At 40.4% G+C, this 24,172-nt stretch carries 24 protein-coding genes; 22 read left to right on the forward strand and 2 right to left on the reverse strand.

Annotated features, from left to right (window positions below):
- Positions 1–25: 25 nt before the first annotated feature.
- The 17 genes from FYJ75_RS10905 to FYJ75_RS10985 all read left to right on the forward strand — a co-directional run bounded on the left by FYJ75_RS10905 (position 26) and on the right by FYJ75_RS10985 (position 18,814).
- Entirely contained in the window at positions 26–871 is an 846-nt protein-coding gene (locus FYJ75_RS10905) for an energy-coupling factor transporter ATPase (RefSeq protein ID WP_154430481.1), read from the forward strand.
- A 37-nt stretch (positions 872–908) separates the two neighbouring features.
- The gene (locus tag FYJ75_RS10910; RefSeq protein WP_154430482.1) at positions 909–1,724 is read left to right on the forward strand and encodes an energy-coupling factor transporter transmembrane component T family protein; all 816 of its coding nucleotides are present in this window, start codon (positions 909–911) and stop codon (positions 1,722–1,724) included.
- A gap of 48 nt (positions 1,725–1,772) precedes the next feature.
- On the forward strand, positions 1,773–2,519 hold the full coding sequence (truA, locus tag FYJ75_RS10915; protein ID WP_154430483.1) for a tRNA pseudouridine(38-40) synthase TruA: 747 nt from the start codon (positions 1,773–1,775) through the stop codon (positions 2,517–2,519).
- 194 nt (positions 2,520–2,713) lie between these two features.
- Positions 2,714–3,142 carry a 50S ribosomal protein L13 gene (gene rplM / locus FYJ75_RS10920; RefSeq protein WP_154430484.1) on the forward strand — a complete coding sequence of 143 codons (429 nt, stop codon included), beginning with the start codon at positions 2,714–2,716 and terminating at the stop codon, positions 3,140–3,142.
- Between the two features lie 21 nt (positions 3,143–3,163).
- Positions 3,164–3,556 carry a 30S ribosomal protein S9 gene (gene rpsI / locus FYJ75_RS10925; RefSeq protein ID WP_154430485.1) on the forward strand — a complete coding sequence of 131 codons (393 nt, stop codon included), beginning with the start codon at positions 3,164–3,166 and terminating at the stop codon, positions 3,554–3,556.
- Between the two features lie 244 nt (positions 3,557–3,800).
- Positions 3,801–5,192 (forward strand): SMI1/KNR4 family protein, encoded by a 1,392-nt coding sequence (locus FYJ75_RS10930; protein ID WP_154430486.1) that lies wholly within the window; start codon positions 3,801–3,803, stop codon positions 5,190–5,192.
- A 62-nt stretch (positions 5,193–5,254) separates the two neighbouring features.
- On the forward strand, positions 5,255–5,545 hold the full coding sequence (locus FYJ75_RS10935; RefSeq protein ID WP_195838996.1) for a nucleotidyltransferase family protein: 291 nt from the start codon (positions 5,255–5,257) through the stop codon (positions 5,543–5,545).
- Positions 5,535–5,882, forward strand: coding sequence for a HepT-like ribonuclease domain-containing protein (locus tag FYJ75_RS10940; RefSeq protein WP_154430488.1), 348 nt, complete (start codon positions 5,535–5,537; stop codon positions 5,880–5,882). The genes FYJ75_RS10935 and FYJ75_RS10940 overlap by 11 nt, the downstream gene beginning before the upstream one ends.
- A 338-nt stretch (positions 5,883–6,220) precedes the next feature.
- Complete coding sequence (locus FYJ75_RS10945) at positions 6,221–6,370, forward strand: hypothetical protein (protein WP_154430489.1); 150 nt, start codon at positions 6,221–6,223, stop codon at positions 6,368–6,370.
- Positions 6,367–6,924, forward strand: coding sequence for a zeta toxin family protein (locus tag FYJ75_RS10950; protein WP_154430490.1), 558 nt, complete (start codon positions 6,367–6,369; stop codon positions 6,922–6,924). The genes FYJ75_RS10945 and FYJ75_RS10950 overlap by 4 nt, the downstream gene beginning before the upstream one ends.
- A gap of 1,238 nt (positions 6,925–8,162) precedes the next feature.
- On the forward strand, positions 8,163–9,989 hold the full coding sequence (locus FYJ75_RS10955; protein ID WP_154430491.1) for a sensor histidine kinase: 1,827 nt from the start codon (positions 8,163–8,165) through the stop codon (positions 9,987–9,989).
- Positions 9,986–10,798: a response regulator gene (locus FYJ75_RS10960; protein WP_154430492.1), complete on the forward strand. Its 813-nt coding sequence runs from the start codon at positions 9,986–9,988 to the stop codon at positions 10,796–10,798. Before FYJ75_RS10955 ends, FYJ75_RS10960 begins: the two co-directional genes overlap by 4 nt.
- Before the next feature lie 306 nt (positions 10,799–11,104).
- Positions 11,105–15,181, forward strand: coding sequence for an InlB B-repeat-containing protein (locus FYJ75_RS10965; protein ID WP_154430493.1), 4,077 nt, complete (start codon positions 11,105–11,107; stop codon positions 15,179–15,181).
- An 801-nt stretch (positions 15,182–15,982) separates the two neighbouring features.
- A complete protein-coding gene (locus FYJ75_RS10970) occupies positions 15,983–16,888 on the forward strand; it encodes an Abi family protein (RefSeq protein WP_154430494.1) in 906 nt (301 codons plus the stop codon).
- A gap of 143 nt (positions 16,889–17,031) precedes the next feature.
- Entirely contained in the window at positions 17,032–17,169 is a 138-nt protein-coding gene (locus tag FYJ75_RS14895) for a DUF2268 domain-containing putative Zn-dependent protease (protein WP_154430495.1), read from the forward strand.
- A gap of 92 nt (positions 17,170–17,261) precedes the next feature.
- Positions 17,262–18,440 carry a M20 family metallopeptidase gene (locus FYJ75_RS10980; protein ID WP_154430496.1) on the forward strand — a complete coding sequence of 393 codons (1,179 nt, stop codon included), beginning with the start codon at positions 17,262–17,264 and terminating at the stop codon, positions 18,438–18,440.
- A 113-nt stretch (positions 18,441–18,553) separates the two neighbouring features.
- Positions 18,554–18,814 carry a heavy-metal-associated domain-containing protein gene (locus FYJ75_RS10985; protein ID WP_154430497.1) on the forward strand — a complete coding sequence of 87 codons (261 nt, stop codon included), beginning with the start codon at positions 18,554–18,556 and terminating at the stop codon, positions 18,812–18,814.
- 52 nt (positions 18,815–18,866) lie between these two features.
- Here FYJ75_RS10985 and FYJ75_RS10990 read toward each other — a convergent pair whose 3' ends face one another.
- Positions 18,867–19,130: a DUF4321 domain-containing protein gene (locus FYJ75_RS10990; protein ID WP_154430498.1), complete on the reverse strand. Its 264-nt coding sequence runs from the start codon at positions 19,128–19,130 to the stop codon at positions 18,867–18,869.
- A 156-nt stretch (positions 19,131–19,286) separates the two neighbouring features.
- Between FYJ75_RS10990 and FYJ75_RS10995 the strand changes: the two genes are divergently transcribed.
- Complete coding sequence (locus FYJ75_RS10995; RefSeq protein WP_154430499.1) at positions 19,287–21,038, forward strand: ABC-F family ATP-binding cassette domain-containing protein; 1,752 nt, start codon at positions 19,287–19,289, stop codon at positions 21,036–21,038.
- A gap of 25 nt (positions 21,039–21,063) precedes the next feature.
- Positions 21,064–21,447, forward strand: coding sequence for a hypothetical protein (locus FYJ75_RS11000; protein WP_154430500.1), 384 nt, complete (start codon positions 21,064–21,066; stop codon positions 21,445–21,447).
- A gap of 95 nt (positions 21,448–21,542) precedes the next feature.
- Here the strand turns inward: FYJ75_RS11000 and FYJ75_RS11005 are convergent, their stop codons facing one another.
- On the reverse strand, positions 21,543–22,001 hold the full coding sequence (locus FYJ75_RS11005) for a subtilin biosynthesis sensor protein SpaK (protein WP_154430501.1): 459 nt from the start codon (positions 21,999–22,001) through the stop codon (positions 21,543–21,545).
- 168 nt (positions 22,002–22,169) lie between these two features.
- Here FYJ75_RS11005 and FYJ75_RS11010 point away from each other — a divergent pair, with 168 nt between their 5' ends.
- The 3 genes from FYJ75_RS11010 to FYJ75_RS11020 are packed head-to-tail and all read left to right on the forward strand — an operon-like array spanning position 22,170 to position 24,120.
- Positions 22,170–22,793 carry a phosphoribosylanthranilate isomerase gene (locus tag FYJ75_RS11010; protein ID WP_154430502.1) on the forward strand — a complete coding sequence of 208 codons (624 nt, stop codon included), beginning with the start codon at positions 22,170–22,172 and terminating at the stop codon, positions 22,791–22,793.
- A gap of 3 nt (positions 22,794–22,796) precedes the next feature.
- Complete coding sequence (locus FYJ75_RS11015) at positions 22,797–23,300, forward strand: DUF3887 domain-containing protein (protein WP_154430503.1); 504 nt, start codon at positions 22,797–22,799, stop codon at positions 23,298–23,300.
- A gap of 25 nt (positions 23,301–23,325) precedes the next feature.
- Complete coding sequence (locus FYJ75_RS11020; RefSeq protein ID WP_328596929.1) at positions 23,326–24,120, forward strand: methyltransferase domain-containing protein; 795 nt, start codon at positions 23,326–23,328, stop codon at positions 24,118–24,120.
- Positions 24,121–24,172 lie beyond the last annotated feature (52 nt).

A 24,172-nucleotide genomic window follows, 5' to 3' on the forward strand; every position in this document is an offset into this window, starting at 1 on the left:
TGTGAGATGAGAAAGGGAACGAAAAATGCCAATTATTTTAGATAAAATCAATTATTGCTACAGTCAGGGAACTGCATATCAGATTCAGGCATTAAAAGACATCAATCTGAAGATCGATGATGGTCAGTTTATTGGAATCATCGGTCACACCGGATCAGGAAAATCAACACTGATCCAGCATCTGAACGGACTGATCCGCGCAACCTCAGGAACCATTTATTTTAATGGGGAAGATATCTATGCGGATGATTACAATATGAAAGATCTGCGCAGCCAGGTGGGACTGGTATTTCAGTATCCGGAGCATCAGTTGTTTGAGACAACGATTTTTGAGGATGTATGTTTTGGCCCGAAAAATCAGGGCCTGGATAAAAAGACCGTTGAACTTCGGGCATTTGAGGCACTTCATAACGTCGGTTTCCCGGATGAACTGTATGATCAGTCACCGTTTGATCTGTCCGGCGGTCAGAAGAGAAGAGTCGCAATCGCAGGTGTGCTTGCGATGAAGCCGCAGGTGCTGATATTAGATGAGCCGACCGCAGGACTTGATCCAGCCGGACGTGATGAGATCTTAAACCTGATCGCCAAAATGCACAAAGAACTTGGAATTACGGTTATCCTTGTTTCACACAGCATGGAGGATGTGGCAAAATATGTGGAACGCATCATTGTGATGAACAGCGGAGAAGTGATGTATGATGGAACTCCCAAAGATGTTTTCCATCATTATAAAGAACTGGAAGCAGTCGGACTTGCTGCACCGCAGGTGACATATCTGATGCATGAACTGAAAGAAAAAGGTCTGGATGTTGATCTGGATGCCACAACAGTGGAAGAGGCAAGAAACAGCATTCTTGCAGCACTCAGATAAAAACAATCGAATTTGTACAGGAGAATAAGGATAAGATATGATTCGAGATATTACGATAGGTCAGTATTATCCGGCAGAATCGCCGATTCATAAGCTGGACCCGCGTGTGAAATTATTTACCACATTAATTTATATTATTGCATTGTTCTGTTTTAAGGGAGTGCTTGGACTGGTGATCATCACCGCAGCACTTGCGGCAGTAATCAAGCTGTCAAAAGTTCCATTTTCCTTCATGGTCAAGGGGTTAAAGGCAATCGTTGTACTGCTTTTAATCACAGCGGCATTTAATCTGCTTCTGACACCTGGAGATGTGACATTGTGGAAATGGGGCGTTTTCCAGATATCTGATAGCGGTATCAAAAATGCAGTTGTGATGGTGATCCGCCTAATCTATCTGATCGTCGGAACATCCCTGATGACACTGACTACGACACCGAACCAGCTTACAGACGGTCTGGAAAAATCGCTTGCTCCACTTGCAAAGATCAATGTTCCGGTTCATGCGATCGCAATGATGATGTCAATTGCCCTTCGTTTTATCCCGATCCTTATTGAAGAGACGGATAAGATCATGAAAGCGCAGATGGCGAGAGGCGCTGATTTTGAAAACGGCAATCTGATCCAGAAAGCAAAAGCGATGATTCCGCTTCTGGTTCCGTTATTTGTATCCGCATTCCGCAGGGCAGATGACCTTGCGATGGCGATGGAAGCCCGCTGCTATAATGGCGGAGAGGGAAGAACAAAGATGAAACCGCTGAAATACAATGCACAGGACCGGAAAGCCTATCTGCTTGTTATTGTATTTCTGATACTTGTGATCGCGGCAAGAATTGTACTCCCGTTCCCGATGTAATCTGGTAAGACGTATCAGAGTGAAATACAAAAAGCAGGAGCACATGATATGAAACGTGTAAAAATGATCGTTGCTTACGATGGAACCAATTACTCTGGATGGCAGATACAGCCAAACGGAGTTACCATCGAGCAGAAATTAAACGAAGCACTCTCAGCGCTGTTAGGAGAGTCAATTAAAGTAACCGGCGCAAGCCGGACAGATGCAGGGGTTCACTCACTTGGGAATGTCTGCATTTTTGATACGGAGACAAGAATGCCGGCGGAGAAGATCTCCTATGCGGTCAACCAGAGACTTCCGGAGGACATTGTTGTACAGGACTCCTGCGAAGTGCCGATGGATTTTCATCCGAGATTCAGTAAAAGCCGGAAAACCTATGAATACCGTATCCTGAACCGGAAATTCCGCATGCCGACAAGAAGGCTGGATACGTACTTTTATCATTACGATCTGGATGTGGAGAAAATGAAAGCAGCAGCATCCTATCTGGTTGGAGAGCATGATTTTAAGAGCTTTGCCTCTGTGAAAATGCAGTCCGAGACATCTATCCGCACAATCTACAGCTGTGATGTGGATAAGTCAGGAGATATTATCACAATTCGTGTAAAAGGCAATGGATTTTTATATAACATGGTGCGCATTATTGCGGGTACGCTGATTAAGGTCGGCGCCGGAGATCTGGAGCCCGAACAGATGAAAGATATTCTTGCAGCAGAGGATCGGAGTGCAGCGGGACCGACCGCTCCGGCACACGGTCTTACCATGATCGGACTGGAATATGAAAAGAGCATATAAAGTCGAAATTATGCTTGACACACAAGGTGACGTGTACTATAATATGTAAGTCTGTGAATAGTATAGAAATGTAAGCCAAAGCCCCGGCGAGCATTTTAACTATAAAGTATAAGAGAGCAGAGATAACGTCCGGACATACGGGATCTCGGAAGCTCAATTGTAAGTTATTGTGAATGAATCAAGGAGGAAAACCGATGAAAACATTTATGGCTAGTCCTGCTACAATCGACAGAAAATGGTATGTAGTTGACGCTGAAGGAATGACATTAGGACGTTTAGCATCAGAAGTTGCTAAAGTATTAAGAGGAAAGAATAAACCAATTTTTACACCACACATTGACACAGGTGATTACGTAATCGTAGTTAACGCTGAGAAAGTCAAAGTTACTGGTAAGAAATTAGATCAGAAAGTTTACTATCATCATTCAGGATACGTAGGTGGACTGAAAGAGACTACTTTAAGAGAAATGTTAAACAAACATCCAGAGAGAGTTATTGAGTTCGCTGTAAAAGGCATGCTTCCAAAGGGACCTTTAGGACGCGAGATGTATACAAAATTATTTGTATATGCTGGACCAGATCACAAACATGCAGCTCAGAAACCTGAAGCTTTAACATTTTAATTGGTAAGGAGGTAAATTACATTGGCTAATACAAAGTATTACGGAACCGGAAGAAGAAAATCATCTGTTGCCAGAGTATATTTAGTACCAGGAACAGGTAAGATCACAATCAATAAAAGAGACATTGATGAATATTTAGGATTAGAGACATTAAAGGTTGTTGTTCGTCAGCCATTAGTTGCTACAGAGACATCTGATAAATTCGACGTTATCGTTAACGTTAGAGGTGGCGGATACACAGGACAGGCTGGAGCTATCAGACATGGTATCGCTCGTGCATTATTAACAGTTGACGCTGATTACAGACCAGTATTAAAATCTGCTGGATTCTTAACACGTGATCCACGTATGAAAGAGCGTAAGAAATACGGTCTCAAAGCAGCTCGTCGTGCTCCACAGTTCTCAAAACGTTAGTCAGAGAATTATATATGTATTTTACAAACCTCAGAAACTTCGGTTTCTGGGGTTTTTCTCATGATAGAGAATATAATATTAAGTATTTATGCAACATATATGCAGCAGGTATGCAACAATAGTTTTATCCTCAGTGGTATTATTTTGCTAAAAACTGTGGTAAAATTAATATATGAATATAAAAAATAAAAGATATTATGTAATAAAAAAGAGTAGTTATGTATCTTGAAAGGATTAAGGGACTATGAAGCATCTTGATTTTTCAAAATATAAATATGAATTAGAACTGCATGCGATTGTGGATGGGGCTCATGTTGGTCGAAAAAATTTGGTTGATGATGAAGAGTATGCTTACAATCGAAATTTTATGAGTGAATTAGGTTTTAAATCAGATTCTGTGGGATGGATCAAAGAAGATACTATTACGGAAGATGTATTTGAAAAGATATTAACAAAGGCGCAAGATGAAAATGTAAAAATACGAACAATATGTGATATAAAGATTAAGGATGAGGAATCGATAGAATGGTATATTTTAAACAATCTTCCTTTTGTTGAACTAGAAGAGAAAAAAGTACCTAGAACAAAGAAGTATATCGATGCTGTAAAAGGGTATAAGTTAAGAGAACATATATATAATACGTTCGGTCCGTGTTTAATCAGTCAAAAAGTAAATGCTATTTTAGAGGAACTCGAAGTAAAGGGCTGTCATACCAAATGGATTGTTGACAGTGGACGGTATGCATCAAAGCCTTTCTATGGACTATATTTGGATGAAGCTATAGATGGGTATTTTGGTGGCTTCGTAGACGAAAGAATTATCAAAAAATCTAAAAAAGAGCTAATAACATTTTTAGAACCATTTTCAAAAGTGGTAAGTAACATTATAGAAAATTATCCGAAAAGAACTGATATGACTATGCTATCTGTACCAATGATAGTGAATCGTTCGTTGTTGGAAGGCAAGGATATCATAATGGTTGATAATCATTATCTTGTGAGTCGTAGGGTAAAAGAAGAATTAGTAAAACAAAAGGTGATTTCTGTGCGAGCCTTTGAACCGGTGCTTTTGTGCAATGATGAGGAAACATTTGTAGTATTTAATGACAATAGTGAATTATCAAAGCTACATAAAGCAGTTCGAAAGAAAAATGAATTGTTAGAAGACGCAGATGTTGAGAAGTATCGAGAAAAGCAATATGATTTATATATAAATAGTAGTCGTCTACCATATGAGATTTCAGAAAAAATGGCTTTACATTTGCTTCGCGAAGAAAAACGTGCATGCCCTCGATTTTTCTCAAAAGGTGTCAGAAAAGAAGATGTGCTGGAAACTGCAATTGAATCGTTACAATCCGTTTATAAAATTAGTAATGGATTCTACATAGGAGAGGAATGTCAGATTTTTTCAATAGAGGAACAAATAAATGCACAAGTAGAATTTGACAGTGATTACGCTAAAGAACAATTGACAGAGGTAGCAGATGATGTAAAGGTCATCGGTAAAACAGTGGATGGCGACTGGTTGATTCTTTTAAAAGACGGTAAGGTAGCTCGATATCTTATGGGAGAAATCACGTATGAAGAGATTTGGGATTCTTTTTGGATGTTTTTGGATGATATGATAAAGAGATAATGTTATTTTTTAATAACTGTGGTAGAATATGAGTATAATAGTTGAGAATGGAGGTTGGTAATATGCCTGAAATTGATACAATCAAAGCAATGATCAGACCACTGGCAATTGAATATGGATTAAAAAGAATCTATCTTTTTGGGTCATTTGCAAAGGGAACGGCAAACGAAGATAGTGATATTGATTTGTTGATTGAGAAAGGAAAACCAATGTCACTTCTCAAATTATCTGGTTTTCGTCAGGATGTTGAAGAAAAAATGAAACGATCAGTGGATGTAGTTACAACTACAGGTATTGAAGCCGAATTTGCAACAGCGATAAGTGGAACGGAGATATTACTATATGAAGAGTAAAGATATCATACTTCTTAAGAAAATATTAGTGTATTGTAATCAAGCGGAAGAGGCAAGTAAAATGTTTGATAACGATTATGAAACATTTGTTGAAAATTCAGTGTTTACAAATTCCTGCTGTATGTGTGTACTTCAAATTGGTGAGCTCTGTAAATTAATTTCAGAAGAACTTCGTGAAGAAAATACTACAATTCCTTGGAGACAATGGTGCGGCATAAGGGATATATTTGCACATCAATATTCAAATTTGGATTATCAGTCTACCTGGGATACAATTCAAGTTGATTTACCTGAATTAAAGCAGGAGATAATGAATATATTAAGTGATGTAGAATAATCGGAGTGGCTGTTGTGATTTCAATGGGGCTTGCTGAGCCGTCCTCAGCCTCCCTCAGTATGCAACACATATGCAACAACCAAAACCACAAACCCTGTATTTTAGGGCTTTTCCATCTCTCAAAACGTTAGTTTTGGTTCTCAAAGAGATAATCAATTTCACAATCCAGAACGTCTCAGGACGTTTCAGAACAGTATATTACACTCCAGGACATTTGTCTTGGGGTGTTTTTTTGTGAGAACTGTGGTAAAATGTATTTGTATGAAATAATTGAATATTTGTATATTTGGATAGTAATCATAATATAGATAGTGCATCTACATGAAAGGAGCATAGTTATGACAACCATAAGTACAAAGAGTGGAAAAGTGATAAAAGTTGTATCTAGTGAAGAAGAGAAAACTACGCTGACAGTATCTGATAGTGAAATGGATGCTCGTGCTACAGAGGCTGTTAAAGCAGCTATAAACAAAGCAAAAAGCCAATGATTCTTGTGTTAGCAGGTCCTAATGGCTCTGGTAAAAGTACAATCACAACATTTTTTGACAAAGTTGGTAAATACACGAATGCGGATGATATTGTTGCAGCAACTGGAATGGATAACATGGAATCAGCCATATTAGTAGATAAAATGAGATACGAGTCTATTGATAAAAAAGAAGATTTTACTTTTGAAACGGTATTATCATCTCAGTACAAATTAAACATATTAAGAAAGGCAAAGGAAGAAGGCTATTTTATTAAGTGTGTATTTGTATTAACTATTGACCCTAAAATCAATATCACTAGAATAGAATCACGAGTGGCATCGGGTGGTCATAGTGTTGAAAGTTCAAAAGTGATTGAAAGATTTTACAAATCAATCAATAATATTAAAGAACTGCTCGAAATATGTGATATTATGCATGTTTATGATAATACAGAAACACCTACAAGAATTATTCGAAAGCATAAAGATGATATATCGATTTATCCAAATGAGTATTGGGCAGAAAAGGATATATTACACTCCAGGACTTTTGTTCTGGGGTGTTTTTTATGATAACTGTGGTAAAATTACTTATAGTGAAAATATTTATATGCAGGGAAGGACAATTATGATAGCACCAAGAAAGATAAAACATATGGCGGAGAAAATGGAAAGAGAAAATTTGGAGTTCCGCACGTTTTTGAAGTGTAGTGCAGATGAAAAAAATTAGATGAGCAATTTGCCAAATTACACAATAAATTGTTTGAAGAGTATGATTGTAGTAGATGTAGAAATTGTTGTAAGTGCTATTATGGGAGTATACCTTTATCTGATATAAAGAAAGATGCATCTACAAACCAGCCAGAACGTTTACATAGTTTGTATAGTATGTTGGAGGCTGTTCAGGTTTGTCTGGTTGCATTTGAAATATTTGAAAGATTAAAGACGGAATATGGCTTTGAAAAATAAGTATGATACAATATGAACTAGTATACATTATTAGACAGCACATTTTAGATAGAGGAATTGAATATTATGAGGATGGAAATGTTGTTGATTTTCAATGTCCAAAGTCTTGACATAGCTCCAGTATGGGAAGAAACCGGATATTTTAATAACGATGTATGAAAATTCTTTTGACATGTTTTGTTAATGATGTTACTATTATCTCATAAAAGGTGCTACCGATAGACGGTTAGTCCAGTTTATGAATTGATTAAAATAATCGCCTCAGTTTACCAGACCGGTGGCGATTATTTTTTTTCGTGATTTATTACCGAGTGTATATCCAAGTCCAAAGCAGGTTAAGCCAAAACTTAAAACTGCAATGAGACTTTCAAGAGTCAACATTGGCATCCCTCCTTTGAAAGATTTCATACAAGATGATTTCTATGTAATCAGAGGGTCACAGTCCCTCTGCTGAAGGACTAACCGCTTACCGAATAGTGTAGTACCAAATTAATGGTAACAGTAAAATGGTTAGTATGCAATAAAAATAATTTGAAGAAAACAATTAAAAGTGAAATTGACAAATAGGATTTGAAATATACGGAAGCTAAAGGAAGTTGTGGGCAGTTCTCAACATAAAACACATATGCAATACATAGGAACGCAAGAATGACCGAGATGAAGCGAAGCGGAATCGATGTTCTTCTTGTGTTCGCAGATAACGTGGGAAAATCATAGACGAACGAATAAAATGAGTTGTTAAATGATACAATAAACGATATCATAAAATGAGACGATAAAGGAGTGGTATCATGGAAACAAGATAAATCCAAATCCACCTTTTACAGAAGAGGAAAAAAACCATGCCGAATTTAGCAAGTCATTATAATTCAAAACAAAGTGATAGCTTGTCAAAAATTTCCGTTTTGCTGTCGATAGCAGCGGGGATTACAATGGCAGGCTTTTTGTTGTGGCTGGGAGTAACGGATAATATTGAGGTTTATCAGAGCAGAGAGGATTGTAGTTATGAGGTGCTGGAGGAGGTGGCCTGCCAGGAGATTGAGGATGCCGAAGCACCTATAGGTATCAAAAAGGAATATGTGTTTTTCCTGGACCAGAGGAGTGATCACGATGCAAGCCTTGCGTTTTATACCGTGCATCAGAATGTGGAGGTGTATCTGGAGGGAGAGTGTGTTTTCCGGATGGAACCTGTGGAGGAACGAAGTACCATCAAAACAGCCGGCAGCAACTGGGTTATGATACCACTTTACAGGGAGGATGCTGGAAAAGAAATTCGTGTGGAGATTACTCCAGTCTATGAAAGCTTCCGGGACAGGCAGGTTGAGTTCCTTTTTGGTTCATCACTTGCCATTTACCGTTATCGCCTGGCATTGGATTTGCCGCAGATTATTCTTGGTATCATGGCGATATTTGTGGGAATTGTTTTTCTCTGCGTGGCAACTTACAATGTAGTTGAAAAGGGACGGGGTAAGAGCCTGATTTCTTTAGGGTTGTTTTCTACAATGATAGGTTTGTGGAGGCTGACGGATACAAGGTTCACCCCTTTTATCCTGCCGGAGAAACCTGTCTTTCTCTTCTATGTGTCTATCTGTATGTTAATGCTGGGGATGATACCTCTGATGAAATGGTTTGGGGAATATTTTGAGAAGGAAGGGCGGCAGGTGCTGGATGTCTGCTGCATTGTGGATGCACTTGCATGTCTTGTTCAGGTTTTGTTACAAATCTGCGGCATTCTAGATTTTCGGGAAATGCTAGTGCTTACACATATCCTGATTGGAATAGATGCCGTCATAATGATTGGTATTGCAGTGCAGGAACGGAAAAAGTATCCGCGGAAGAAGGAAATACCGGCAGCCAGAAGACTTTCCTATCTGTTTGTGGCAGGGGTGCTGGCAGATGTGGCAGCTTTTTATATTAAGGGTAATTCTTCCGGACTACTATTTTCGCTGATGGCGTTTTTGTTTTATATTGTATTTTTAGGTATTGCTACTATGTATAATTACAGTGAACAGGAGATAAGGATTTCAGAGCAGGAAAGACAGCTTGCCAATCAGGAGAAGGAACTGGCTGAGACGGAGCGGAAGCTGACGGAACGGCGTATCGCCGTTATGATGAGTCAGATACGTACACACTTCATTTTCAATGTTCTGACCACAATCAGCGGTTTTTGCAAGTCTGATGCAAAAAAGGCGGATGAAGCGTTGATTCGTTTTTCCAGATATCTGCGAAAGAATATAAAAATCATTGAGGAAGAAGGTATGATTGATTTTTCAGCAGAGCTGGAGCAGTTGGAGGATTATGTTGCGTTGGAGCAGATGCGTTTCCCTGACAAGATTCTGTTTTCTAAGGACATAGAGGAAATGAATTTCAGGATTCCGCCTCTTACCGTGCAGCCACTTGTGGAGAATGCCATCAAACATGGGCTGTTGGAACAAGACCGCAGCGGAATGGTGATACTCCGGACAGAGCGGGAAGGAGAGATGGTTGTGATAACGATTGTGGATGACGGTGTAGGATTCGTTCCACAGGAGATAAAATCCAAGGAGTGCGTAGGTATCCGAAATGTCCGATACCGTCTGGAGAACATGGCAGGCGGAAGCCTTGCTATTGACAGTACTCCCGGGGAGGGGACGAAAGTAACTATAAAAATACTAATGGAGGCGGAATGAAAGTAATATATGTAGATGATGAGACCGCATTGTTGGATAATTTCCGCATGACGGTTGAAGGGTTATCCATGGTGGAGGAACTAAACCTGTTCCGTAAAAGCGAGGAAGCTTTGAAATGGGCACAGGATCATCCTGTGGAGGTGGCTTTTTTAGATATTCAGATGCCGGGAATCAATGGTATTGAACTGGCGAAGAGGTTGAAAGGCATAGACCGGAATATCCGTATTGTCTTTGTGACTGCATATGAGCAGTATGCGTTGGAGGCTTTTGGGGTAGATGCTATTGGCTATCTTCTAAAGCCTTATTTCAGGGAGGATGTAGAGAAGGAACTGGAGAAGGCCTCTTATATTGGTTCACGACCAAAGAAGAAGATAGAAATACAGACCATGCCGGATTTGCTTGTGACGGTAAATGGCAGTCCACTGCATTTGGGGCACACAAAGCAGGAGGAGTTGTTTGCACTGCTGGTTGACAGAGGAGACGTGGGAATTACCGGAGGAGAGGCGATTGCCTGTCTGTGGCCGGATAAGACCGTAGGAGACAGCATTTACTGGGTTACCATGTCGAGGCTTAAGGATAAGCTTAAGGAAGTGGGGATTGACAATATTATCGGAACAGACGGAAAAACGAAATATCTTCGTACGGATCAGGTGGAATGTGACCTGTACCGGATATTATCGGGAAAGAAAGATGCGATTGCGGATTATCATGGGGCATATTTAAAAAGATTTAGCTGGGCAGAGGAACGGAATGCCCAGCTTGCGGAGCAGAAAATCCAATGGGAAAAGGATACCGGCAGCGAAAAATAATTAAAATATGAAAAAACTATGACAATATGAGCAACACAATATAGGTAGTAGGAGCTATCTGTATTGTGTTGTTTTTACGTTTTGGACATTTGAAGATAAAGTAAAAATTGTAAAATATTAGTAAAAACCCAAAGTGTAAGGTTTTTGTAAGGGCGGGTGTGATAATATGCTACCGAGTGTAGACTGATTTGTGACAAATGTAGAAATATCCGTTATGTCTGTGAAAGCCATATACTGAGGAAAAACTAAGGTAATTCTTTTGAACAGTATTTATGCTTGATAGATGTAAATGGGAAAGGCAAAACTATGTGGTACAAAAGAAAACATAAACAAAATCATTTTTTGATTATATTATTCGCACTTATACTGGAGCTGTGTTTTGTTACCGGTATGAGTCTTCATGTAGCAAATGCAGAAGAGGCAACCGATGCAAATAATAAAATGCTGTTAAACGGTAGCTTTGAAAATATTGCTGACGGTGTTACGTTTAAGGGCTGTTACGCATCACCAACCCAAGAAAAGGTTACAGCATGGAACACAACAGCCACTGATGGAAAAATAGAATTATTTAAAGAAAATACGGGTACTTATATAAATGGTGTGAAATTAATACCTTCAGCAGGTACTATTGCGGCAGAGTTAAATGCTGAAGAAGAGAGTACATTGTATCAAAATGTTGCTACAACTCCCGCCAGTATCTATGAATGGGGATTGGATCATGGTGCCCGTAATTATGCGGATACCATGGCATTGGTAATCGGACCAAAACAGACTGTGGATCCATCAAAACAGGATACGAATAACGATGGAAAACCGGATAAAGGCGGACGGGATCAGTTGATGCAGATGGTAGACTGGCTGATTGCCGAGGGAAAGACGTCTGTAAAGGCATCTGAAGGTATAGAGAAACATCTTACAGTTTACAGTAAGAAATTTGCTGCAAATGGTACCTTTGCAAATAATTCCGGAAATAATGCTTTCAGTCTGAAACCAAGCGCCATCTATACGGAAGAATGGCAAATCTGGATTATAGCAGACAGAAATACCTCAAATGGTACGAATCCATGGGGCAAATATGGTGCCAATGATCCCGATAACAGTAGTACAGGGGGAAACCTGAGTGGAGATTATTTCTATACTGTACCTGCTGATCAGACAGAAACTATATTTGGATTTGTGTCTGTTGGAGGTGTTAAGGATGCATCAGGTACTCATAGTACACAAAAGACTTTTGGAAATTTCCTAGACAATATTAATTTTAAGATATTTCATCCATTGTCAGGAAGTTCGACACTTCACGGAAGCGGTGTGGTTAGTGACAGCACTGGAGCAACATCAGGCGAATCGGCTATAAGTTCAGGACACCAGATTACAGTGGACAATCATCTGATTACCTATGCCGTGGATGGGGAACCCTTGAAGGTCCAGGCGGTTATTAAGAAAAAGGATGCTGATGAAGGATGTGAATTTGTCGGATTATATTATACGGTACAGGATACATCGGGAAATTTGGGAACTACATTTTTGAAAAAAGATGGAAATGAGATTGATTATCAGGATAATTTGACAAATGAAGAAAAGAAGAATAAATGGATAAAATATACTAACGATGGCGGAGATATCATTTATACCTATTATCTGGATAATATCACTACGGCAACAGATTTGCATTTTGTCTTTATCAAGAGTCCTACAGTGACTTATGACCCGAATGGGGGAAGTGTCTATACTGTTGAAAGGACTTATAATACGGATGAAGCTTGTAATGTATACAGCTTCAAGCCGGTTCCTAAAACGGGTAAGGAAAATGAATTTATATATATTTCTCCCTATGTATCCCAGGCAGCAGAAGGTAAAAATGATGGCTGGAAATTTATGGGATGGTTATTGACCGGTGATACAGTGAGTGATATACCGCAGGATACGGTTAAGGTAAATGCTGATAAACTAGGTTCATTACTGCTTCCGGCAGAGCATACCATTGCTTGTGATTTTAGTGGAGAAAGTACGAAGAAGGAACAGTATTTTCAAATATGGGATAAGAAAATTGATGAGTCTGACCTGAAGAAGGAGACTAATGACTCAACATATATAAAATGGACCACAAATGATTCGAGTGCAACACTTAGTTATGCCAATATCCACAAAGGTCTTACTATGGTTGCCCAGTGGCGGTGGCGGCAGGCATTTCTTCCGCAAATAAATAGTGGTGAAGAATATACCAATTCTGATAAAGGTGGAACGGTTGAGATCACCAGTGTACCAAATACGAATGCCAATTATGTGGATGCATATAATGAAAACGGTGGAAAAGGTGGAAAAGCTTATTTTGCCGAAACGGATGAAATTGTAACTGCCAAGGCAACGGCAAAAAAGGGTTATGTATTTGAGGGCTGGTATGATGGTACCGGCAGTGATGCAAATTTGATTACGACGCATGCAACCTACAGTTTTACCGAAATGAAAGAAAATGTTGGCACTTACTATGCAAGATTTTCTGGAACAGTAACCCAGACCTATAAGCGCCAGGTAAAGGATGGGGATAACTGGAAAGGGATTCAGGGCGAAAATAATGATGACGCAGGAAACCTGGACCGTTATTCTTATGTTGATGTAGCAGGAAAGGACATTAGTGTTACTGCGACAGCAGGAGAAGGCTATAAATTCGTTGGTTGGTATGATTCCACAGAAAATAAGGTGACAACAGGATTAAGTAGTGATGGAAAAACCATCAGTTATACAACAACCGGAAATGCCACTTATATTGCAAGATTTGAAAAAACAGTAACCCAGACCTTTGACCGTCAGATATTAGAGGGAAGTACATGGATAAAAACCACAGATAATAAAGTAGGAATGCTGACCAATTATACCCATACGGATGTAGTGGGAGCAACTGCTACTTCCACAGCGACAGCAGGAACAGGCTATGAGTTTGTGGGCTGGTATGATTCCACAGGAAATAAGGTAACTGTCGGGTTAAGTAGTGATGGAAGAACCATCAGCTATACAACAACGGGAGATGCTACATATATCGCACGATTCCAGAAAGTCAAGGTAACCCAGACCTATAAGAGACAGGTTAAGAATGGGGAAACATGGAATGATACGGATGACGACACTGTCGGAACTTTAAGCCGCTACACCCATACTACAGAGTATGGAAGTGAAACTGGAGCTACAGCGACGGCAGGAACAGGCTATGAGTTTGTGGGTTGGTATAAAGTGGAAACAACCGGTGTAGCAGAAACGGCAACAACAGGAACCAGCCTGAGTTATACAGCAACGGGAGATGCTACATATATCGCACGATTCCAGAAAGTCAAGGTAACCCAGACTTATAAGAGACAGGTAAAGAATGGGGAAACATGGGAAGCTACCAGCGATACCAACGTCGGAACTGTCGCTCCTGAAAGCTTAATAGTTGAGTATGGAAGCACAGCCGGTTCCACAGCGACGGCAGGAACAGGCTATGAGTTTGTGGGCTGGTATGACGAAAGTGGAAATGCAGTGGCAGAATCCATGCTGGGGGCAACCAGTAACATCCTAAGCTACACAGCAACTGTGAGCGCAACATATTATGCCCGGTTTAAGAAAGTCGTATCTGCCGAAAACGTGACCCAGACCTACATCCGTCAAGTAAAGGATGGAGATAACTGGGGAAATACCATGGATGACACAATAGCAACCCTTGACTATTATACGCATACGGATGTAGTGGGAGCAACAGCCAGTTCCACTGCAACAGCGAAAGAAGGTTATGAATTCGTGGGCTGGTATGATGTATCAGGAAATCCGGTTGCGGGTGATATGATAAGCAACAATGGAACAACCCTGAGTTATACCACAACTGGGAATGCTACATATTATGCCCGGTTTCAGAAAATCAAAGCAGCCGAAACCGTGACCCAGACCTACATCCGTCAAGTAAAGGATGGAGATAACTGGAAGGTTACCACGGATGACAGTATAGCAACTCTTGACTGCTATACGCATACGGATGTAGTGGGAGCAACAGCCAGTTCCACCGCAACAGCAGGGAAGGGACACAAATTCGTAGGCTGGTATGATGCAGAAGGTAAAAAGGTTGATGAAGATATTTTGATCAACAATGGAAATACTATCAGCTACACCACCACAGGGGAGGCTACTTATTATGCTCGGTTTCAGAAATCCGCTTCTGCCGAAAACGAGCCCCAGACCGATAATGATCAGGGGGCAGAGGCTGAAGCAAAGAAACCTAAATCGGAAACAGAGACTGAAACAAAGAAGAATAAACCGGAAACAGGTGATGAATGCAATCCAACACTTTGGACAGCACTTTTCCTTTTGTCAATTGTAGCATTGGCAGAATTGAATGACAAAAGAAAAAAACTTAAATAATGTATGAAAATTCTTTTGACATGTTTTGTTAATGATGTTATTATTATCTCATAAAAGGTGCTACCGATAGACGGTTAGTCCAGTTTATGAATTGATTAAAATAATCGCCTCAGTTTACCAGACCGGGGGCGATTATTTTTTTCGTGATTTATTACCGAGTGTATATCCAAGTCCAAAGCAGGTTAAGCCAAAACTTAAAACTGCAATGAGACTTTCAAGAGTCAACATTGGCATCCCTCCTTTGAAAGATTTCATACAAGATGATTTCTATGTAATCAGAGGGGCACAGTCCCTCTGCTGAAGAACTAACCGCCTACCGAATAGGGTAGCACCAAATTAATGATAACAGTAAAATGGTTAGTATGCAATAAAAATAATTTGAAGGAAACAATTAAAAGTGAAATTGACAAATAGATTTGAAATATATGGAAGCTAAAGGAAGTTGTGGGCAGTCCTCAACATAAAACACATATGCAACACTGCTACCAACAAATCCCTTGTTTCAGGGCTTTTCTCGCTCTCAAAACGATAATAAAAATCAAATTGAAGAAATTTGTAAAACCCTTGAAAATCCAGTTTTTCAAGGGTTTTTTATACTACAGGGCTTGTTGAAATCGTATTGATTGTCGCGAAATTGTATCGGCAGCTAACACGTAACTAACGCATAACTTACAAGTTGTTTCATACATTTGCTATAATCCTCTGATTACTATTTGAATCCAGTGTGACATAAAGAAAAATGTCTTTTATTGTCAAAATTAATGCTGCATAATAGTAAAAAAGGAGTAAAGAGGATGTTATATGAAATTGCTTAAAACGAGTGATGAATTAATATCACATATGAAAATAAAAGGAATAAAATTTAATATAGTAAAGGAAGAAGACGCAAAAATATTTCTCCAAAATAATAATTACTATATGAAGTTGGCTTCCTATAGGGCAAATTATGACAAACGCGAAAGTAATGGTGAGTATATAAATCTTGATTTTGCCTACTTGCAGGAATTGTCAACAATCGATATGCATTTACGGTATTTAATATTGCAAATGTGCCTTGATGTTGAACATGCTTTAAAAACTAGATTGTTAAAAGATATAGAGGATAATCCGCAAGAAGATGGTTATGATATTATTAGAAGATTTATTACAAAATATGACAGAAGTTGTCAAAACATACAGAAACATAAATCTAGTGAATATTGTCGAGAATTGATTGAAAAGTATTATCCGTATTTTCCAGCATGGGTGTTTGTGGAATTAATATCTTTTGGTGATATGGTAAAACTATATGAATATTATTCCGAGAGATATTCAGGACGTTTGAAGGATAGCGAATTGTTGTATTCTATCAGAGATTTGAGAAATGCAACTGCTCATAGTAATTGTTTGATAAACAAATTGCAAAAAGGAACAAACAAGCCGTCTGTAAAAATTATTAAATTTGTTTCAAATATAGATGGAATAGGTACATCTATGAGAACAAATAAATTGAGTAACAAATTTTTGTATGATTTTATTTCGTTGCTTTATGTTTATAATGAATTTATCAACGTAAATATTGTAAAAGAGAAAAGATTTAGGCAAATACAGGAATTTATAGATGGTCGTGTAATAAAAAATAGAGAGTATTTTGAAAAAAATGAATGTATAAAAACGGCCTACACATTTGTGAAAAAAGTTATTGACTATATGAATGAATCATGTTAATATAATCACACGATAAAAAAATTAAATTTTTGTAGGGAATGGGTATTCACTCGTTCCCGATTTTTTTTGGCTCTCACGTTACGTCATAGTATATGATGAGCTATGTTCGAACATGAAAAATTATATGGAGGCTTTACATTGGTATGCCATACTGTGGCGGTTATGCCTGTGGATATGCGCTGATTAGGCATTTTCTGAAAAAAACAGGGATATCTATTTATGAGGCGACTATTACACCGACGGAAGAAATTATGAGACAATCAGAGGATTTCTGGAAATAAGCAAAAATAGATCATTTTTTCGTATGAGAATACATAAAATGAGGCAAATTGAAGGTAACAGAGGCATAAAATGCCGGATTAGGAGGAATCATATGGATTTTTATAAGAGAGCGGTGGAATTAAAAGAAGAGACCATTGAGAACCGCCGGTATATTCATAAGAATGCGGAGACAGGCTTAAAACTGCCAAAGACAAAGGCATTTGTCATGGACAGGCTGAAGAAATACGGATTAGAACCGGAAGAATGCGGGGACGGAGTAACCGCAATGCTTGGAAAAGGTGGAAAAGTACTGCTTCTTAGGGCGGATATGGATGCGCTTCCAATGCCGGAGCAAAGTGGAGAGAGCTTTGCATGTCCGACAGGAGCAGCGGATCATGCGTGTGGACATGATTTTCATGCGGCAATGCTTCTGACTGCAGCAAAGATGTTAAAAGAGAATGAGGATATGCTCGAAGGAACGGTTAAATTTATGTTTCAGCCTGCGGAGGAGACCTTTGAGGGAAGTAAGAATATGATCGAACATGGCATATTGGACAATCCAAAGGTTGATGCAGCGCTTGCATATCATGTTTCGCCGGGAAAGATGCCAGTAGGGCTTTATATGTACAATGATAAAGATACGATGATGTATTCGGTGGACGGATTTAAGATCACGATTACCGGAAAGGGATCACATGGTGCGTATCCACATGTCGGAGTAGATCCAATCAATATCGGAGTGCACATCCATCTCGCATTGCAGGAACTGATTGCAAGAGAAAGTGATCCGGCGCATGCGTGTGTTCTCACAATCGGGCAGTTTCAGGCTGGAACGGCGGCAAATATCATTCCGGACACCGCAGTACTTCAGGGAACGATACGAACAAATCATAAAGAGGCAAGAGAACTCCTTGTGCGCAGAATGAAGGAAGTCGCTGAGAAAACGGCGGAAGTATATAAAGGAACGGCGCAGATCGAGATGATCTCGGAAGTACCGCCGCTCATCTGTGATCCAAAGATGACGGACGAGATCGTCGGCTATATGAATGAAATGAATATCCCAGGACTTACCCCATATCCTGACGTTTCTGCGAGTGCATCAGAGGACTTTGCAGTGATCGCTGAGAAAGTACCAAGTACGTTTATGTATCTTTCTGCCGGTTATCAGGATGAGAGAGGAACCTATCCGGCGCATCATCCAAAGGTACAATTCAATGAGGATGTGTGCCCGATCGGGTCAGCCTGTCTGGCCAATTGTGCTGTGCGCTGGCTCGCGGCACATAAAGAATAACTAGCAATCTTTAAAATGAGAAAAAATATCATTAGCAGTTTCAATGATTGACTTATACCCCTTGGGGGTATAATGTGAGGTTGTTCGAATGTATGGATACAGGAGGAATTGCAATGATAAAGACAGTATTAAAAATTAACGGCATGATGTGTGGCATGTGTGAGTCTCATATGAATGATCTGATCCGCAAGAATTTCAAGGTGGACAAAGTGAATTCTTCCGCTTCGGATGGCGAGACGGTGATCATCAGTGAAGAACCGATCGACATTCCCTGGGCGAAGAAACAGATCAAAGAGATCGGATATGAACTGGTTTCTTATGAGAGTGAACCATACGAGAAGAAAAAAGGATTTTTCCATTTTGGAAAGAAATAGATCAGGAATCAATGAAAATCCCGGGCAGTTACAAAGCTGCCCGGGATTTTCATTATAAAAAACGGTAGATGATGATTGCTACAACGACTCCAAGGATTCCGGCAATGGTGATGTTGATCGTTAATGCAAAAGTGATCACAAGGATACCAAGATCCAGAACCACAGGCGAAGTAAGTCCGAACGTCTGTCCGTAATTCAGCCATGCCAGCGCCGGAACACCGGATGCCAGTTGTCCGATCAGTCCTCCGATCACAACACCGATCAAAATTAAAAGGGCAAGCGCCCATGTATTTTTTCCTGCAATTCCTTTACTCATTTGTCTGTCCTCTCGTATCATGATGAAATATTATTCTAAGTGTACCATAAATTGGATTTTCCAACAATCCTATTCTTGTGAACCACAGAAAAATCCCATATAATAATAGAGATATGCGTCCGGTAATGACCGGACAGGATACAGAAAGGGCAGAATATGTTAAAAGTTACTGAGTTATCGTATGGATTTCCCCAGAAGGATTTATACAATAAAATATCATTTACCGTGGAGGACGGGCAGCACTGTGTGCTGATCGGAACCAATGGAACCGGAAAGAGCACGCTGCTTCAGATGCTTCTTGAACCACAGGAATATTTATATGAAGGAAAGATTGAGATCGAGCCTGGAAGCCGCATTGGATATGTCAGTCAGTTCCCGGGGAAAAATGAAAACAGCGATCAGACGGTTTTTGATTATATCAGTGAACCGTTTGTCAGACAGCAGGAGAAAATTAACCAGATCTGTGCGGAAATGGAACACGGAGAGAATATGGATGAGCTGTTTGAACAGTATCAGACCGAATGGGATGTATTTAATGCAATGGACGGAGATCACTATGAGGTCAACATCAAAAAACAGCTGAAACTTGCAGGCCTTGAGAAGGCTGCACAGCTTAAAACATCGGAGCTAAGCGGCGGTGAATACAAGCTGATCTCCATGATACGCGAGATGCTGACCGGTCCGGCACTGTTAATTATGGATGAGCCGGATGCGTTTTTGGATTTTGAGAATGTCAATGCACTGAGAAATCTGATCAATCAGCATAAGGGAACGCTTCTTGTAGTCACACATAACCGCTATCTTTTAAACCACTGCTTTGACAAAGTCCTTCATCTGGAGAATACCGAACTTCAGGAATTTGATGGAAGTTATGTTGACTATCATTATCTGATGCTTCAGACAAAGATCGAGCAGATGGAACTTGCTGCGTCCGACCTTGCAGAAATCGAACGTAATCAGAAGATTGTAGAGAGACTCAGAAAACAGGCAACACTGATCGTAAGTGCGGCAAGAGGAAGAGCACTTCATGCGAGAGTTTCACTTCTGGAACGTTTACAGGCGAGAAAGACCAGATCGCCATTTATTGAAGTACCACATCCACAGATTAATCTTCACACGGACCTTGTGGAGGAAGAAAAGGAAGATGTGGTCTTAAAAGTAGAAGATTACAGTGTGAGTTTTGACGAACAGCTGTTAGAGCATGTTTCCTTTGAAATCGGACCCAAAGACAAGGTTGCGATCGTAGGAAGCAATGGAACCGGAAAGACAACACTTCTCAGGGAGATCATGCATGGAGGCAATGATTCAATCTGGATCGCGCCGGAAGCGGAAGTCGCATATCTGTCTCAGATGCAGGGCGAGACCATGGATGAATCCCAGACGGTACTTGAGATCATGGATGCGACCGGACTTGAGACGAAAAAGGAAGTACTGGAATACCTTTCCCCATATGGCTTTGCAGAAGATATGTTAGAACAGCGGATTGATTCTTTGTCCGGAGGAGAGAAAAATCTCTTGCAGCTTGCTGTTTTATCGAGAGGCAACGCAAGCCTGCTGCTTCTGGATGAGCCGACCAGCCATCTTGACATTTATGCACAGGAATCACTTGAGGAGGCAATTCTTGGCTACAATGGTGCAGTTCTTATGGTTTCCCATGATTTTTACACCATTGCAAACTGTGTGGATTATGTGCTGTACGTAGAGGATAAGACGGTGCGCAGAGTCAGTGCGCGTAAATTCCGTAAGATGATCTATGCAGATCACTTCGACAAGGATTATCTGGAACTGGAAAAGAAGAAAAAAGAGACGGAAGTGCGCATTTATCAGGCTCTTGGAAAGCGGGACTATGAGACAGCAAGAACCTTATCCGATCAGATGGGCGAGCTGATCGCAGCGATGCAGAAGTAGTCAGGTTTATGGAAAGAGGGATAAAATGGGATTATTTTCAAAAAAGACAAGGAAAGAAATAAATCTGCCATTTGTATTGATCGAGAATGCAGAAGAGATGGAAGCTGGATTTGTTACACTGGAGATGTATGGTGCAATCGACGGAAACATGAAATATCTGAATGCGTCTTATACATTAAAAAAACAAGCCATGTATGAAGATGGCTCCTATGAGGAGATCCTGAAACATTTAAAAGCTGCAGAGAATCGAAATGTCCGTGTGGAACTGATCTACAAAGGGGAGAAACTGGTGAATTTTGTCATGGATTTAAATAGTCTGGCTTTGACCTGCAGTGATGACAGGGTAACAGATATGGAATATGTCGGCAGTGGAATTAACGATAAGAGTGAAAGAGAAACTGTACGCTGATTGCAGGCTTTCGTTTGAATAAGAAAGATATGTACCCCTTAAGCGGATAAGGTAATGACCGAATCTGATTAAGGGGTTTTTACTTGAAATATCAATTATTCACTTATGTTCAGATAGCGGTCCCAGCTTTCGGTATTGTCGGTTCCACTGACTTCAAGTGTGTAGGTACGTTCTTCACCATCGATGGCAATGGTGTAAAGCGAGTCTTTTTTCTCGATAGAATAAATGATGCTTTCGGTCTCGCATAAATGCTGAAAGGTGTCTTTGTAGGATTCTGGTGCGACAACCGTATCTTCATACTGTGCCATCAGATTGCCGTCGGCATCATATTCTTTATAGCCTTCTTCGATGCAGCGGAGAAGTTTGCCCTCAGCGATGCGCAGTTCGAGGTTATTGCATCGCATCTCGCGGATATCGCGGTTCGTGCTGTTATCCGGAAGAATGATTACATTGTCCAGATAGAGCACAAAAGAGCCTGGGGTAAGCTGAATCTCACCGAGGTAAGCTCCCTGAAATCGAAAATGTTCAAGTTCGTTTGTTGTATGAAAACTCATAGAAAAATATCTCCTTTATTATTGAAAATCACCGGGTAAATTTTATTATATAAGGAATCTCCTGTTTCTGCAAGAGAACGAGGCGAAAGCTGTTTTCACTTTTTTGACGCAGGAAAGCGTTCTGTGGTAGAATTGAGGCACATATCAGAAAGTAAAGAGGCAATCTATATGAAAATAAAAATCTGTGGTCTGATGACACCACAAGAAGCACAATATGTGAATGAGAATCATGTTGATTTTGCGGGAATGGTATTATTTTTTCCAAAAAGCAAGCGCAATATCACTTTGGAACAGGCAGGACTTGTCCTTGACAGTCTGAGCAGCACGGTAAAATCCGTTGCGGTCGTGGTATCGCCTACGTTGGAGCAGATAAAGGATATTCAGAAAACCGGATTTGATTATATCCAGATTCATGGCAGACTTCCGGATAGAATTGCGGATGTCATCACGATTCCGGTGCTGAAAGCGTTTAACGTATCTGATCTGGGGCAGTACGAAACATATCATAATGACCCGGTCATTGCCGGATATGTATTTGATGCACAGGAGGCAGGCAGCGGAAAAACATTTGACTGGAGCCTGATAGATCAGATTCCAAGGGATGAGAAACTTCTGATTCTTGCAGGAGGACTCTGCCCGGAAAATGTGGCGGAGGCAGTGAAACGTGTACACCCGGATGGAGTAGATGTGTCCTCCGGTGTTGAAAATGACAATGGAATCGGAAAGAATCTGGATAAGATCCGCGCATTTGCAGAGGCATGCCGAAACGTTTCAGGTGCCGAACAGAAGTAAGGAATGGCAGAGGGAAAAAAGAATAGACAGAAAGAGGCAAAAGCGGTGAGCAGCAATAAAACAAAAAAGAAACCCGGCTTATATCGGATCATTACAGGAATTCTGACGGTCGTAATTCTCGTCGCGGTCATTATCTGGTATGCGGTGCCGAAAACAAAGGCGCTGGGAACATCTGGAAGCCCATTTGATGAGGTGACGGTTCTGGAGGATGCCAGACAGATTGCCAGACTGATGGGAAACCAGGATTATGATACGATTTTAAATACCTGGGGGAATGACACGTTAAGAAAAGCACTGGATGATGAGAAACTGAAAGAGGCATATCAGGGAGTCAATGAAGACTGGGGAAAACTGGTGGCATTTGGCGAGCACAATGCCAGACAGGTTACACAGATGGGGCATACATTTGCCATTATCTCAATAAGAACGTCTTATGAGAATACCGATGTCATACTAACGATGACATTTGATAAGGATATGAAGCTTGCAGGTCTGTATCTGAAATAAAATCATAGAAAATGAGGAAGAAACCGTGACAGAATTAGAAGAATATTACGGCAAATTTAACGAGGAAAAACGTTTAAACAGCAGACATGGACAGGTGGAATACATCACTTCCATGAAATACATCCACAAATATCTGGAGAAGATCCGCGAAGGCAGATCAAACGGTGAGATCAGAATCCTGGATATCGGGGCAGGAACCGGACGCTACAGTGTGCCGCTTGCAGAAGAAGGCTATGATGTGACTGCAGTAGAACTTGTAAAACATAACCTTGGACGGCTCAAGGCAAAAGGAAGTACTGTGAAAGCCTTTCAGGGAAATGCACTGAAATTATCGAGATTTGAGGAAGACAGCTTTGATCTGACACTGTTATTTGGTCCGATGTATCATCTGCATGAGGAAGATGAAAAAAGGCAGGCGCTTTTAGAAGCAAAGCGTGTGACAAAGCCGGGGGGAATCATTCTGGCAGCATATATTATGAATGAATTCAGCGTAATTACGTATGCTTTTAAGGAACGTCATATCAAAGAGGCTCTGGCAGAGGGAATGCTGGATGAGACCTATCATACGACGAAAAAAGGGAATCCACTATACAGTATGGTGCGGCTCGAAGAAATTGAGAAACTGGATCAGGAAGCAGCACTCAGGCGGGAACAGATCATTGCCGCAGATGGAGCAGCAAACTATCTGAGACAGTATCTGAATGCGCTGGATGAAGAGGAATTTCAGGCATTTGTGGCATATCATCTTGCAACCTGTGAGAGATCGGATCTGATGGGGGCGAGCAGCCATACAGTGGACATTCTGCGCAAGCCGCTGTAACCTTGAATGAAGGATAGGTTTGTGTTACACTAACCCTATATGGAAACGGACA

Origin of the sequence: Roseburia porci (genome assembly GCF_009695765.1) — a bacterium.
GTDB lineage: Bacteria > Bacillota > Clostridia > Lachnospirales > Lachnospiraceae > Roseburia > Roseburia porci.